Below are 13,455 nucleotides of genomic sequence, written 5' to 3'. Positions count from 1 at the left end.
CGACACGTCACGTCTCCAAAAAAGCCCGAATCCGGGCCAACGGGATTTCGCCGATAAGCGATTTCCCGCTTGCAGGCAAGTTTCAGGCTGCAGCGGACCGGGCGCGACGCATCGCGAGATATATCGGCAGCCCGGCGGCGGTCAGCCCGAGGCTCCACAGGCTGGCTTCCCAGCCGGCGCCATAAAAGGCCCAGCAGCTGTAGAGAAAACCGAGCAGCGTCAGGGCGACGAACCCCGGCGAGGCCTTGATTGCGCCGCTGCGCTCGAGCTTCAGCGCCGCGAGCGCGCCGACGATGTAGAAGATGATCGCGGTCGAGGTCGTCACCAGCACCATGAATTTGAACAATTCGGCCAGCCCGCGGGCATAGTTCGCATAGACGACGAAACTGGCGAGCGCGCTCGACACGATCTGGGTGAACCAGGGCACGGCAAAACGGTTATCGCGCGCGAAGATCGGCGGCAGCAGGCCGCGATGCGCCAGGTCGCGCGGGATTTCGCCCTGCAAGAGGACGAAGCCGTTGAGCGCGCCGAGCGCCGCGATCGCGGCGAACAGCGCGACGGCCTGCCCTGCCGAAGGGCCGACGAGCGTGCCGAAAAAGGTCGCATAGGCGGCGTTCGACGCCTCGAGCGTTTCGAGCGGTAACAGCAATGTGACTGTCGTGCAGGACAGCAGATAAAGCAGCCCGGTCGTCGCGGCTGCGATAATCGTCGCGCGCGGGATCGTGCGTTCGGGCTCGCGGACCCGGTCGCCGACGACGCAGGCGCTTTCGAAGCCGAGCAGCGCGAACAGGGTCAGCGTCGCGGCGGCACCGATATTGTCGAGGCTCACCGGCTGGGTGCCGACCATCGTCGGGGTCGGGGCGGCGCCATTGCCCCATAGCCACAGCGCCACCAGCACCGCGCCGACGACAGGGATCAACTTGAGCCCGAGAGTGAGCAATTGCGCCCCGCCGGCACGGCGCACGCCCATCAAATTAACGAGGGTGAAGAACCAGATGAAGCCGATCGCGATCAGCGCGGTACTCGCGCCGCCATCCGCGAGCGCCGGCACAAGGATCGACAAATTGCTGATCGCCGCCACCGCGAGCGTCGCGACGACGGTCCAGCAGCTGATCCAGTAACTCCAGGCCACGATGAAGCCGGTCCCGGGGCCGAAGGCCGCGGCGGCATAGGTGTAGGTCGCGCAGCCCGTCGGGAGCCGCTTCGCCAGCCGCGCGAAAGCGACCGCAAGGCACAGGGTCCCGGCGATCGACACGCCCCAGCCGATGACCGCGTTCCAGCCGAGCGGGGCGAGGTCGCGCGGCAGCAGGAAGACGCCCGACCCGATCATGTTTCCCATGCCGAGCGCGACGCACATCAAAAGGCCGAGCTTTTGGCCCGGCCTTTCGTCGTTGGTTTGCGTGACCGTCACCCGATCAGAACTTGGCGCCCAGCCGCGCCCCGATAGTCCGGGGCTGGTTCACCAAAATCTGCACACGGCCGTCGCACTGGCCGCAGTTCGAATAACGCGCCAGCTGCGCGCGCTCGTCGAATGCATTCTGCAGGAACAGTTCGAAACTGTACGAACTCCATTCGAAGCCGGCGGCGAAATCGACCGTCGTCGACCCCTTGACCCGGCCCAGCGCGGTCGCGGTGTCGACGCGGATGTCCGGGGTCGCGGATCCGCGATGGGCGATCACCGACTGGAAATGCATCTCGCCGGGTCCGACCGGGAACTGGTACCGCACCGTCGCATTGCCGTTGAACTTCGGCGTCACGGGCAGGCGCGTGCCTTTCTTCGCGGCGATGAACTTATCCGGATCGGTCGGGTCGTCGGTGGCGCAGACATAGGTCGGATCGTCGAATGTGCACAGATTGTTGCGCGTCTTGGCGTCGGTATAGGATGCCGCCGCCGTGATGGTGAGGCCCTGAGTCGGTCGGATGTTGATATCTGCCTCGATCCCCTTGATCCGCGCGTTCGGACCATTGTGAATCTCGGTAAAGCTGTTCTCTCCCAGGAATGAGAACTGGAAGCGCTTCCAGTCCTGCATATACACCGCCGCGTTGAGTCGGACCATGCCGTCCGCCAATGTCGTCTTGATTCCCAGCTCATAGTTGGTGAGGAAGTCGGCGGCATAGGGTGGAATCGTGCCGCGCCGGTTGATGCCGCCGGGGCGGAAACCGCGCGACCAAGTCGCATAGGTCATCACATCCTCGCTGGGCTTCCAGGTCAGGTTCACGCGGTGCGTGAACCCCGTGTCCTTGGTGCGTTTCGGTACCAGTTCGCCGCCGACGAAATCGGCGAGGTTGGTGCAGGGACCACCCGGTACCGCGGCGGGCAATAAGGTGCCGCCCGGATTGTCGCGCAGGGTTGCGCCCGTCGTCGTGTAGCAGCCCGCGACGCCGGTGCGTGAACTGGCCGCGCCGTTGAAGGGAGGGCCGTTCGGATTGCGGCCAAAGCCGAAAAAGCCGATCAGGCTGTTGTCATATTTATAATAGCGCCCACCGCCCGTCAGCGTGATTGTCGGGGTGATGTCGAAGCTCGCCTCGCCGAACGCCGCATAATCCTTGTCGACGCGCTTCTGCTCGGTGAGCCACAGCGTGCCTGGCAGGCCGTTGACCGAAAGCAGGTCGGCGAGGCCGGGGACCTTGTAATCCTGATGGATCTGGTTGCTCTGGCGCTGGTAGAACAGCCCGGCGACGACGCGGAAGCGTTCGTCCTGCGGCGACGACACGCGCAGTTCCTGGCTCATCTTGCGAAAATGGTCGGTCCCGATGATGAACTGGCGCGGGTCGATGGTGTTGCCGGCATTGTCCTGAAGATAGAAGCAGCCCGCCAGCCCGCTGCACACGAAATTGCCGTCCTCATCGGTATAATTGGCATAGAGTTTGTCATACGCCTCGGCATAATCGGTGTAGTCGTTGATCTGATATGCCTTGCGATCGAGATACGCACCGGCATAGGTCAGGTCGAAATTTCCGATCTTGCCCTCGATCGTCAGCGCCGCCTGGATGAACTTGTCGCTGCGGCTGTCGGGGTAGAAGCGCTGGACTTGCAGATCGCCGACCCGCGGATCCTGCGCGAAGGTGCCACTGCTGGTCTGCTTTTGATACAGGACCGTCGGGGTCACCGTCCAATTGTCGTCGAGATCGACTTTCAGCGCCGCACGACCGCCATAGATTTCGGCATCGTTGAAGTTCTTTTTGACGAACCCGGCATTGTTGACCGTTATACCGGGCGCGTTACCGACCAAATCTCCGTTCTCGTCGAGGATTGGCGCGCCAAGGAAGCTGCGCGTGCCCGGCACATTGTCGATATACCCGGCATCTTTCTGGTACCAGCCGACGACGCGGATCGCTGCCATCTCGCTGATCGGGGCGTTGATCATGCCCTCGATCTTGCCGCCCATGCCGCCGCTCTTGACGCTGTTGAGCTCGCCGTCGACGCGGCCTTCGAAGCCGCTGGTGTCGGGTTTGTTGGTGATGATGCGGATCGTCCCGGCCTGCGACGAGGCGCCGTACAATGTGCCCTGCGGTCCCGCGAGCGATTCGATGCGCGCGATGTCATAGACATGGACGTCGAGCGTGCCGCCGATCGTCGTCACCGGTTGTTCGTCGAGATAGACGCCGACGCTGGGCAGTGAACCCGAATGGTTGCCGTCGCCGCCGCTGGCGACGCCGCGCATATAGACGGTCGTCACGCCGGGCTGGCTCGACTGGAAGGACACGCTTGGCAGCAGTTTCGAGAAATCCTCGAAATTGCCAACGTTCAGCTGGTCGAGCTTGCGGGTGCCCAGTGCCTGGATGCTGATCGGGACATTCTGGAGATTTTCTTCGCGCTTCTGCGCAGTGACGATGATTTCGTCGTCATAGCCCTTGGTGTCGGCTTCCTGCGCCAGCGCAGGCGTCGAGGAAAGCACCGCGCCCGACAGCGAAGCCAGAAGCAGCGCGCGGCGCGAAAATTGGACCCGCATAAAAGACCCCCCTAATATGTGCGATCGCCGTTGCTGCGGCGGAAAGGGAAGCTTGAACAGTTTCACGGCGTCGTCAATCACGCCGCCGCCAAACGGGGAGTGCCGACCACCGTTTCGTCGGCACTATGACAAAATTGCAACAATCGTGTCAGGCGGTGGCGGGATATTGCGTCAGCGCCGGGCCCAGCGCCTCGACGAGCGGTTCCAGCCATTCTTCCATGGCGCGCCACTGGCCGACGCCGTCGCGATTGATCGGCCGTCGCACCTGTTCCGAACTCGCGGTCCGCACCGCGCGCTCGTTGGTGTGGAAGTCGAGGCACGCCCGTTCGAACGGCACGCCGAGATAGTCCAGCAACGCGCGCACTTCGCCCTCGAGGTCGTCGATCAGCCTTTCGTGGAATACGCGGTGGATTCGCCCCGGCATGGCCCGGTCGAAATGGTCCATCAGTTCGACATAGTCGGCATAATAGCGCCCCATGTCGGCGAGGTCGTAACTGAATGCCTGCCCGCGGGCAAAATGCTGCTTATAATTGGAGAAACAGCAATCCATCGGGTGGCGCCGTGCGTCGATGATTTTCGCATGAGGAAGGATCAGCCGGATGAAGCCGGTATGCAGCCAGTTGTTCGGTAGCTTGTCGATATAGAAGGGCTTGTCGCTCTTTCGCTGGACCAGCGTGTCGTGCAGATATTGCTCGCCCAGTTCGCGTGCGTCCGCCGCCGACAGCTTGGCGATGCCCCCCATACCCCGCGCCTTGGCGTAAAGCTTGGGGATGTCTGGCAATTCCATCGTGCCCTCGACCATCGAATGGCTCGACAATATCTGCTCGATCAGCGTCGATCCCGCGCGCGGCATGCCGACGATGAAGATCGGGTCGGGCGCGGCGGCGCCATGGTCGCGCTGAGCTTCGAAAAATTCGGGGGTATACAGCGACACGGCATGATCGACCGCGGCGCGCGTCTGGTCGGCGTCATAGGGCAGCAGTCTTTTGCGCAGGGCGTTGCCCGTCGCGTAATGATCGAAGGCCTCGGCCGCCTGTCCCCGGTCCTCCTGAGCCTTGCCCAGCGCGAAATGGAGATGGAAGCGGTCCTCGGCGGCGATGGCGTCGGTGTCGAGCGCGTCGCGCATCGCCGCGATGTCGTTCTCGTCGAACTTCAGCGTCTTGAGATTAGCGAGGCTCCACCACACCTCTCCGAGCGTCGGCGACAGGGCGAGCGCCTTGCGATAGGCGGTAATCGCGTCGGCCTGCCGCCCCACCGTCTTGAGCATATGCCCATAGGACATCCAGATCTTCGGCTGCTTCCCGAAGCCCTTGAGCACCTGTTGGTACAGCTCGAGCGCCTCGTCGAACTCGCCGACGCGGCCCAGCGCCGCCGCCTTCAGGTTGGCGTTGGTCAGATTGTCGGGATCGATCCTTTGCAGCTTGTCCAGCTCTTCGACCGCCTCGCCCGAACGGCCCTGGCGATGGAGGACGGTGGCGAGGTTCGAGCGCGCGGCGAGAAATTCGGGCGCGAGGTCGAGCGCGCGGCGCAGCAGCGCCTCGGCATCGCGATAGCGTTCGATCCGCGCCGCCAGCTCGGCGAGCATGCGGATCGCCGCGACGTCGAACGGATCGCGCTTCAGATGCGCCTTGAGCGCCGGTTCGGCGTCGTGCAGCCGCCCCTCGAACAGCGCGAGCGCGGCCTCCATCAATTCGGGGTCGCGGATCGCCCGGCTGATCGAGCTATGCGCGTCGCCCGATGTCATCGCCTCAACCCTTGGTCCGCGCTTTGGTGACCGCCGCGCGCAGGCCGTCGTAACCGATCTGCCCCTGCAGCAACTGGTTGCCGACGACCCAGGTTGGGGTTGCGTTCAGCTGCAACTGGCTTGCGATGGCGAGGTTGGAGTCGAGTTCGCGCTGGAACAAAGCTTCATTTGCGGTCGCATCGGCGGTGCCGTCGGTGACGACGCCGGCCTTTTCGGCGGCCGCGAGGATCGCCCCTCGATCGAGCGACGATGCCTGGAACATCGCATGGTGGAACGCGTCATATTTGCCCTGCCGCGCGGCGGCGAGCGCCATCAGCGCAGCATCACGGCTCTGCGGCGCGATGATCGGCAATTCGCGGAACACCACTTTCAGCCGACGATCGCTGCGAATCAACCGGTCGAGGTCGGGCAGGCTGGCGCGGCAATAGCCGCAGGCATAATCGGTGAAGACCGTGAGCGTCACGTCGCCGTCGGCATTGCCCGCCCACGCGCCGGCATAGGGTTTTTCGAGCGCCGGGCGGATCGCGTCGATCGCCTTCGCCATCTCGCGGTCGCGCTGCGCGGTCAGCGCCTCGGGAATGAGCTGCGGATTGGCCTTGATATAGTCGGCGACGACGGTCTCGACCTCGCTCTTGGACAGGCCACCGCCGAAACGGCCGCCGAGCCAAAAGGTCGCGCCGAGCAACAGCAGTCCGCCGAGCGCGATTACCCAGCCGGGCGCGGGCAGGGCGACGCCGCTCGCTCCGCCGCGCGGCGGCTGCGGGCGTTGCGGCGTCCGATCATCGGGCGCCGGCGTGGAGACCGATGGCGGCGGCGTCGCCGATGCCGCTTTGGCAGGCTTGGCCGGCGTCGTTTTGGGTGCCGCGAGTTCGATGCCCGGTTCGCTCGCGAACAGCGGCAGGTCGGGCGCGGCCGGCTTGGTCGCGGCGGTTGCGGCCGCCGCTTCCTGCGCCTCGCGTGCGAGCAATTGTTCAAGCCCCGATGGCGGCGGTCCGGCTTCGATCCGCGGCGCGGGGCGCAGTTTTGTCGCCGCCTCGCCCAGACTTTCCTTGCTCGCCTTGGCGGCCTGGCCCAGCGCTTCGCCGGCCTTGCCCGCGACATCGCCCAGCCCGCGTTGTGCGTCGCTCGACAATTTGCCGACCTTTTCGCCGAGCGCTATCTTGTCCCACGCCTTGGCGCTCGCGGCGGCGGCGGCGGCGCTGCCGCGCGCGGTTCCACGGCCGAGAGCCTTGGCAGTCCGCGCGGTGGCATCGGCTGTACGTCCGGCGAGTTTACGCGAGCGGCGCGGAATTTCCATCGCCTCGACCCGAGCGGGAACATCGGCCCTTTCGCCGACGCGGATCGTCCAGTCGGCAAAGGCGCTGCTGCCGTCGCGGATCGCCCGCCACAGCCCGTGTGCGCCGGCCTTCAGCCGCTCGCCATCGACTGCGGGTTTGCGTGGGGCGTGCGTCTCGGCCGGATAGCGCGACACGTCAAGTCCGATCGGCGGCACCTCGCGTGGCTTGGCCAGGCCACCATCGTCGCGTGCTTCGGTCGATGCGGCGCGTGCGCCATCGTCGGCGGGCGCCGGGTCACGCAGCCACGGCTGGTAATAATCATCTTTTCTATCAGTCACTTGTTGCCCTTGCGCATCGATATGGACGATGCGTCCCCGCTTCGTGCGTTCGAATCTAGCGCCGTTTGCGTTCGCGTTCCACCTCGGCGCGCGCGACCAGCGAAATATCCTGTGCACGAATCCAGTCGGGCGACCCCTCGGGCAGGCCCTGCATCGCGAGGTCGGCGTTACGCAGCGCGAGCATCGCCTGTCTACCCTCGAGCTGGTAGCGTTCCGCCGAGGCGAGCGCGGCGCGCGGCTGGTCGCCCTTGTTCGCATAGACGATGCCGAGCTGGTACCAGGCAAAGGGGTTCTGGTTGTCGAGCGCGATCGCGGTCTTCAGAACCTCTTCGGCCTCGGGGAAATTGGCCGGCTCCTCGGTCGCGATCAGGGCGTGGCCGAGCAAGGCGGCGATCAGCGGCTGCGAGCGCGAATTGGTGACCGCCTTGCGCAGCGGCGGGATCGCTTCCTTTGGGCGCCCCGATTCGAGCAGAACCTGGCCTTCGAGCTCGAGGAAATAGGGGTCCTCGGGCGCGGTGGCGAGCAGGCCTTCGACTTCGGCAAGCGCTTTTTGAGGATAGGCACTCTTGTGCCAGGCATAGGCGCGCGCATAGCGGGCCGGCACGCTGGTGTTGCTTTCGGGATATTTGCGCAGCGTGCGTTCGGGTTCGGAAATGAAGCCCTGCAGCTTCGCCTTTATCCGCTGGAACCGTTGTTCGATCGCCGGGTCGGCGGGCTTTGCCCACGCCGCATCGACGACATAGACTTCGCGCAGCGACTGGATGCGGTCGCCCGACATCGGGTGGGTGCGGCCATAGGCCTGGTCGTCGTCCTGCTTGACGCCATAGCGGAATTCGAGATTCTGGAGCTTCTTGAAAAAGGCCAGGCTGCCGCGTCCGCTGATCCCAGCCTTCGACAGATATTGCGCGCCTGCGGCATCGGCGGTCGATTCCTGGATACGGCTGAACGCGAGGAACTTGCCGAGCGCGGCCTGCTGTCCCGCCATCATGATCCCCATGCCGGCTTCGCCCCCGCCTGCCGCGATCGCCGCCGCGCCGAGCAACAGGCTGAGCAGCGAAATGCTCGTTGCCGCCTTGGCGCCGTCGTTGATGCGGATCGCGTGGCCGCCCATGACATGGCCCAGCTCGTGCGCGAGCACACCCTGCACCTCTTCGGCGCTGTCGGCAGCGTCGATCAGTCCCGCAAAGACATAGATGTCCTGGCTGCCCGCGACAAAGGCGTTGATGCTGCGCTCGCCGAGCAAATGGACACGCACCTGCCCCGGCTGCAGCCCCGCCGCGACGAGCAGCGGGTCCATCATGTCCTGGAGCAGCGCTTCGGTTTCGGCGTCGCGCAGGATCGACTGCGCCGCCACCGGGCGCACCGCGACCGCGAGCAGGACGACGACCGTCATCAGCAACCGGACCAGCGAACGCCAGGCGTCGGCCCGTATCAGGCGCTGCGGCGGGGAAAAACTCATCACATATGTCCTTGCGCCGAGCGCCTGAACCTCAACTGAAGCCATGAAGGCCTTGTGGGGTTCAGGACGCTCGGTGGCAAGGCTGCGATCGCTATGATGCGATCAATTGCCGCCAATCGGGGTCCGCCGATCAGTTGCCAAAGGTGCGCTGCCACCAGCCACGGCGGGGTTCGCCGTCAGGGGCTTCGTCGCCGCCGGCGGGGACGGGTTCGCTGTCCTGCGCCGCGACCTCGGTCGATGCGGTCGCGGCCTCTTCGGCTGCGGCGGCCGCTGCGGCCTTGGTCTTGCGCGGCGCGCGCTTCTTGGGCGCGGGCTTGGCGGGTTCGACCTCGGCTTCGGCTGCGGCGACGGTTTCGGTCGTTTCCTCGGCGACGGCTTCGACGGGGGCGGGCGCTTCGGCCGCTGCTGCGGCTTCGGCCTCTTCGGCGGCGATCTGCGCCTTGGTCCGGCGCGGCTTGCGCTTCGGTTTTTCAGCGACGGGCGCTTCCTCGATCACCGGCTCGGCGGCGACTTCGGCCTCGATCGGGGCTTCGGCTTCTGCGGCCTCGGCCTCTTCGGCTCCCTCATCACGCGGCTTGCGGCCACGACCGCCGCGGCGGCGGCGCGGCTTGGCTGCGGTTTCGCCTTCGGCCTCGACGGGAACTTCGGCGACCGCTTCGGTCACCGCGTCGCCGGCGTCGTCATCCTCGGGCGCGTCGCCTTCGCGGTCTTCGCCTTCGGCGCCTTCACCGATCTCATTGCCCTCATCGTCACGGCGGCCACGGCGGCCACGACGGCGACGACGACGGCGCTTGCGGCCTTCGCCATCGGTGTCGGCGTCGCCTTCTTCGCGTTCGCGGCGGGCGGGGCGCTCGGTCTTTTCCGCCTCGGCTTCCGCCTCGGTCTCTTCTTCCTCGTCGAAATATTCCTCGTCGTCGTCATCGTCCTCGATCGGGGCGATCGGGGCGAAGCTACGGCGCGCGACTGGCGGCGGGCCGCCTACCTCGATTGCCATGCGCGCGCCCTCGGTCTCGCCGTCGGGCAGGATTTCGACGCTGACGCCGTACAGATCCTCGATCTCGCGCAGTTCGCGGCGCTTTTCGTTGAGCAGGTAGAAGGTCGCTTCCTGGCTCGCGCGCAGGATGATCTTGCTGCCCTTGCCGCGTGCGGCTTCCTCTTCGATCATGCGCAGCGCGCTGAGGCCCGCCGACGACGCGGTGCGGACGAGGCCGGTGCCTTCGCAATGCGGGCAGGGGCGGGTCGAGGCCTCGAGCACGCCGGTGCGCAGGCGCTGGCGGCTCATCTCCATCAGCCCAAAGCCTGAGATACGGCCGATCTGGATGCGCGCGCGGTCGTTCTTCAGCGCGTCCTTCATCGCGCGCTCGACCTTGCGGACGTTCGAACCATGATCCATGTCGATGAAGTCGATCACGATCAGCCCGGCCATGTCGCGCAGACGCAGCTGGCGCGCGATCTCGTGCGCGGCTTCCAAATTGGTGCTGACGGCGGTCTGCTCGATATTATGCTCGCGCGTCGACCGGCCCGAGTTGATGTCGATCGACACCAACGCCTCGGTCGGGTTGATCACGAGATAACCGCCCGATTTCAACTGGACGACGGGATTGAGCATCCCGGCGAGCTGGTCCTCGACGCCATAGCGCTGATAGAGCGATACCGGGTCGGCATATTGTTGCACGCGGCGCGCGTGGCTCGGCATCAGCAATTTCATGAACTGCTTGGCGGCACGATACCCGTCCTCGCCCTCGACGAGTACTTCCTCGATATCCTTGTGATAGATGTCGCGGATCGCGCGCTTCACCAGGTCGCTGTCCGAATGGATCAGCGCCGGCGCGCTGGACCCCAGGGTCTTTTCACGAATCTCGTCCCAGACGCGCGCCAGATAGTCGAAGTCGCGCTTGATCTCGACCTTGGTGCGGCTCATCCCGGCGGTGCGCACGATGCAGCCCATCGTCGGCGGCAGGTTAAGCTCGTCGACCATGGCCTTCAGCTTGCGGCGATCGGCGCCGTTCGAAATCTTGCGGCTGATGCCGCCGCCGTGCATCGTGTTCGGCATCAGCACGCAATAGCGGCCGGCGAGCGACAGATAGGTGGTGAGGGCAGCGCCCTTGTTGCCGCGTTCTTCCTTGACGACCTGGACCAGCATCACCTGGCGGCGACGGATGACGTCCTGGATCTTGTAGCGGCGACGCAGCGACATGCGGCTTTCGCCGTCCTCGTCCTCGTCGCGGCGGCGTCCGCGGCCCCGGCCGCCCTTGCGACCGTCGCGCCCGCGCCCACGGCCCTTGCGGTCGCCGCGACCGTCCTTGTTTTCTTCGGTGCCCTCTTCGGCATCTCCCTCGGCGTCGCCATTTTCGTCGTCGCCATTTTCGTCGTCGTGGTCTTCGCCGACGGTTTCGGGGGCCGGGGCATCGCCATTTTCGTCGTCATGATATTCGACGTCGGCGACATCACCTTCCAGCTCGTCGAGGTCTTCCTCGGCGCGCATCGCGGCCTCGGCGGCATGCTCAGCCTCTTCGCGGAGCAGCGCTTCGCGATCTTCCTTCGGAATCTGGTAATAGTCGGGGTGGATTTCGCTGAACGCGAGGAAGCCGTGGCGATTGCCGCCATATTCGACGAATGCCGCCTGCAGCGACGGTTCGACACGGGTTACCTTGGCCAGATAGATATTGCCCTTGAGCTGCTTGTGCTCGGCGGACTCGAAATCAAACTCCTCGATGCGGTTTCCCTTGGTGACGGCGACACGGGTTTCTTCCCGGTGCCGCGCGTCGATCAACATGCGCGTGGTCATTATCATCACTCCAGGCGCGCCGCGGCGCGCCAACAAAAAAGGCCGCGGCCATCCATACGGGATGACTGCGGTCGAAAGGGTTCAATGGAAAAAAGACGTTATTGCCTTGTGCGGCCCGCGTCCGGTCGTGGACGCGCATGCGGTCTTCCGCCCGAGCGACGGCAAGCGCGAAAGCGCCTGCGTCGCGGGTGAAAGAGGGCATGGCAAGCCTCATGCGGCATCAACCTGTTTTGCGGATGACCGGCCAGCGCGAATCGACCAGCGGCTGATCTTCCTTCGCTGCCCGGGCATCCGGGTGGGCCGACGGCAGGTTGCCAGGCCTGGATTGTCGGGCACCGGGGGAGAGCCGCCGTCCGGTCCGTGATCCGGTACCGATTGGGCGCGTTCCCCGCATAAGGCCCGACGGGTCAGGCAATGACACCGTCAGCGTTCGGGGTGCTAGCATCGGCGTCATCGAACGGCAACAGCCAAGCACCGGAAAAATATGGGCATGGTAAAGCCCGCGGCAAGGCGTGCCGTCAGCCCGATCATGCTAAACCGCTGGTTAACCCTGCCCTTTCACCCTGACTTGACGCGCCATCCCTAATGACCGGTTCATCGTGATGACCCGCAGGTGGCCTTGGATGCTTTCAGATAAATACTGGACCAATCGTCCTGCCCGGCGGCATAATCGTCCCATGCTTCTCGCGTCGCTCTTCCTCTCGTCGCTGATGGCCACGCCCGCGGTGCTGGCGGGCAATATCGGCGCGATCGAGATCGCGGGCGGCGAGGTGACGGTACGTTTCGACGATTTTGTCGCCAGCGCATCGACTTTGCTGCTCGCGGGTCCCGACCGCATCGCGCTCGACATCGCGGGTGCGCAGGCGGGGCGTTCGCCGCAGGGGGCGGGGTTCGTGCGCACCGTCCGCCAGGGCCAGCAAGGCCCCGACACCGCGCGCGTCGTGCTCGACCTCGACCGGCCGGCCCTCGTCTCGAACGCGCGCTTCGCCGCCGACGGGCGCAGCCTCTCGTTCCAGCTGAGTCCTGTCTCGGCGGACGAGTTCCAGCGCGCTTCGCGAGCGCCCCGCGTTCAGCTTCAGCCGCCGGCGCAGTTCCGCGCCAAACCGCCCGAAAAACGCTATTCGGTGACCGTGCCGATCGGCAAGGCGAAGCCCGCGGTTGCGCTGCCGAAGATTGAGGGACCGAACAATCCGCGCCTGCCGCTCGTCGTCATCGACGCCGGGCATGGCGGGCACGATCCGGGCGCGATCAGCCCGCACAGCGGCAAGCGCGAAAAGGACATCACTCTCGGCATCGCGCGCGCGATCCGCGACGACCTGATCGCCTCGGGCCGCGTTCGCGTCGCGCTCACCCGTTCGGACGACCGCTATCTGGTGCTCGAGGAACGTTATGGCATCGCGCGTCGACTGAAGGCCGACCTGTTCATTTCGGTCCATGCCGACGCCGCCGAAAACCAGCAGGCGAGCGGCGCGTCGATCTACACCCTCTCCGAAGTCGCCTCCGACCGCGAAGCGGCGCGGCTCGCGGCGCGCGAGAACAAGGCGAACATCATCAACGGCGTCGATCTTGGCGCGCACAGCAGCGACGTGTCGTCGATCCTGCTGGACCTGACGCAGCGTGAGACGATGAACGTCGCGTCGGACTTCGCCCGCCTGCTCCAGCGCGAGGCGTCGGACGACGTCAAGTTTCGCACCACCGCGCATCGCTTCGCGTCGTTCGTCGTGCTGAAGGCGCCCGACACGCCGTCGGTCCTGTTCGAAACCGGCTTCATCTCGAACGAGGGCGACGCCGAATTCCTCGGCTCGGCGGCGGGCCAGAAAAAGGTCGCGCGCGGCGTCCGCGACGCGGTGCAGGTCCACTTCGCGCGGCAGATCGCGTCACTGCTCCCGTAAATTT

At 65.5% G+C, this 13,455-nt stretch carries 8 protein-coding genes; 2 read left to right on the top strand and 6 right to left on the bottom strand.

The window, feature by feature from the left end; translation table 11 throughout:
• Positions 1-82: 82 nt before the first annotated feature.
• From ASD67_RS06340 to ASD67_RS06315, 6 genes are all read right to left on the bottom strand, one after another.
• Positions 83-1,357 carry an APC family permease gene (locus ASD67_RS06340; protein ID WP_056344875.1) on the bottom strand — a complete coding sequence of 425 codons (1,275 nt, stop codon included), beginning with the start codon at positions 1,355-1,357 and terminating at the stop codon, positions 83-85.
• A 58-nt stretch (positions 1,358-1,415) separates the two neighbouring features.
• Positions 1,416-3,953, bottom strand: a complete 2,538-nt coding sequence (locus ASD67_RS06335; RefSeq protein ID WP_056344872.1) for a TonB-dependent receptor — start codon at positions 3,951-3,953, stop codon at positions 1,416-1,418.
• A 148-nt stretch (positions 3,954-4,101) separates the two neighbouring features.
• Entirely contained in the window at positions 4,102-5,697 is a 1,596-nt protein-coding gene (locus ASD67_RS06330; protein WP_235535586.1) for a tetratricopeptide repeat-containing sulfotransferase family protein, read from the bottom strand.
• Between the two features lie 4 nt (positions 5,698-5,701).
• Positions 5,702-7,312 carry a DsbA family protein gene (locus ASD67_RS06325; protein WP_056344870.1) on the bottom strand — a complete coding sequence of 537 codons (1,611 nt, stop codon included), beginning with the start codon at positions 7,310-7,312 and terminating at the stop codon, positions 5,702-5,704.
• A 55-nt stretch (positions 7,313-7,367) separates the two neighbouring features.
• Positions 7,368-8,771 (bottom strand): M48 family metalloprotease, encoded by a 1,404-nt coding sequence (locus tag ASD67_RS06320; RefSeq protein WP_056344868.1) that lies wholly within the window; start codon positions 8,769-8,771, stop codon positions 7,368-7,370.
• 130 nt (positions 8,772-8,901) lie between these two features.
• Positions 8,902-11,559 carry an Rne/Rng family ribonuclease gene (locus ASD67_RS06315; protein ID WP_200937988.1) on the bottom strand — a complete coding sequence of 886 codons (2,658 nt, stop codon included), beginning with the start codon at positions 11,557-11,559 and terminating at the stop codon, positions 8,902-8,904.
• On the opposite strand from ASD67_RS06315, the gene ASD67_RS22960 reads away from it, so the two are divergent.
• A complete protein-coding gene (locus ASD67_RS22960; protein WP_156377594.1) occupies positions 11,552-11,923 on the top strand; it encodes a hypothetical protein in 372 nt (123 codons plus the stop codon). The two genes, ASD67_RS06315 and ASD67_RS22960, sit on opposite strands and share 8 nt — an antisense overlap.
• A gap of 313 nt (positions 11,924-12,236) precedes the next feature.
• Entirely contained in the window at positions 12,237-13,451 is a 1,215-nt protein-coding gene (locus ASD67_RS06310) for an N-acetylmuramoyl-L-alanine amidase (RefSeq protein WP_235535585.1), read from the top strand.
• Positions 13,452-13,455 lie beyond the last annotated feature (4 nt).

Source organism: Sphingopyxis sp. Root1497, assembly GCF_001427085.1.
Classification (GTDB): domain Bacteria; phylum Pseudomonadota; class Alphaproteobacteria; order Sphingomonadales; family Sphingomonadaceae; genus Sphingopyxis.
This window is presented reverse-complemented; position numbering and strand designations above follow the sequence as displayed.

Coding starts and splice junctions, on each gene's coding strand:
- ASD67_RS06310 (WP_235535585.1), top strand. CDS start 12,237: ATGCTTCTCGCGTCGCTCTTCCTCTCGTCGCTGATGGCCACGCCCGCG.
- ASD67_RS06335 (WP_056344872.1), bottom strand. CDS start 3,953: ATGCGGGTCCAATTTTCGCGCCGCGCGCTGCTTCTGGCTTCGCTGTCG.
- ASD67_RS06315 (WP_200937988.1), bottom strand. CDS start 11,559: ATGACCACGCGCATGTTGATCGACGCGCGGCACCGGGAAGAAACCCGT.
- ASD67_RS06320 (WP_056344868.1), bottom strand. CDS start 8,771: ATGAGTTTTTCCCCGCCGCAGCGCCTGATACGGGCCGACGCCTGGCGT.
- ASD67_RS06340 (WP_056344875.1), bottom strand. CDS start 1,357: ATGTGCGTCGCGCTCGGCATGGGAAACATGATCGGGTCGGGCGTCTTC.
- ASD67_RS06330 (WP_235535586.1), bottom strand. CDS start 5,697: ATGACATCGGGCGACGCGCATAGCTCGATCAGCCGGGCGATCCGCGAC.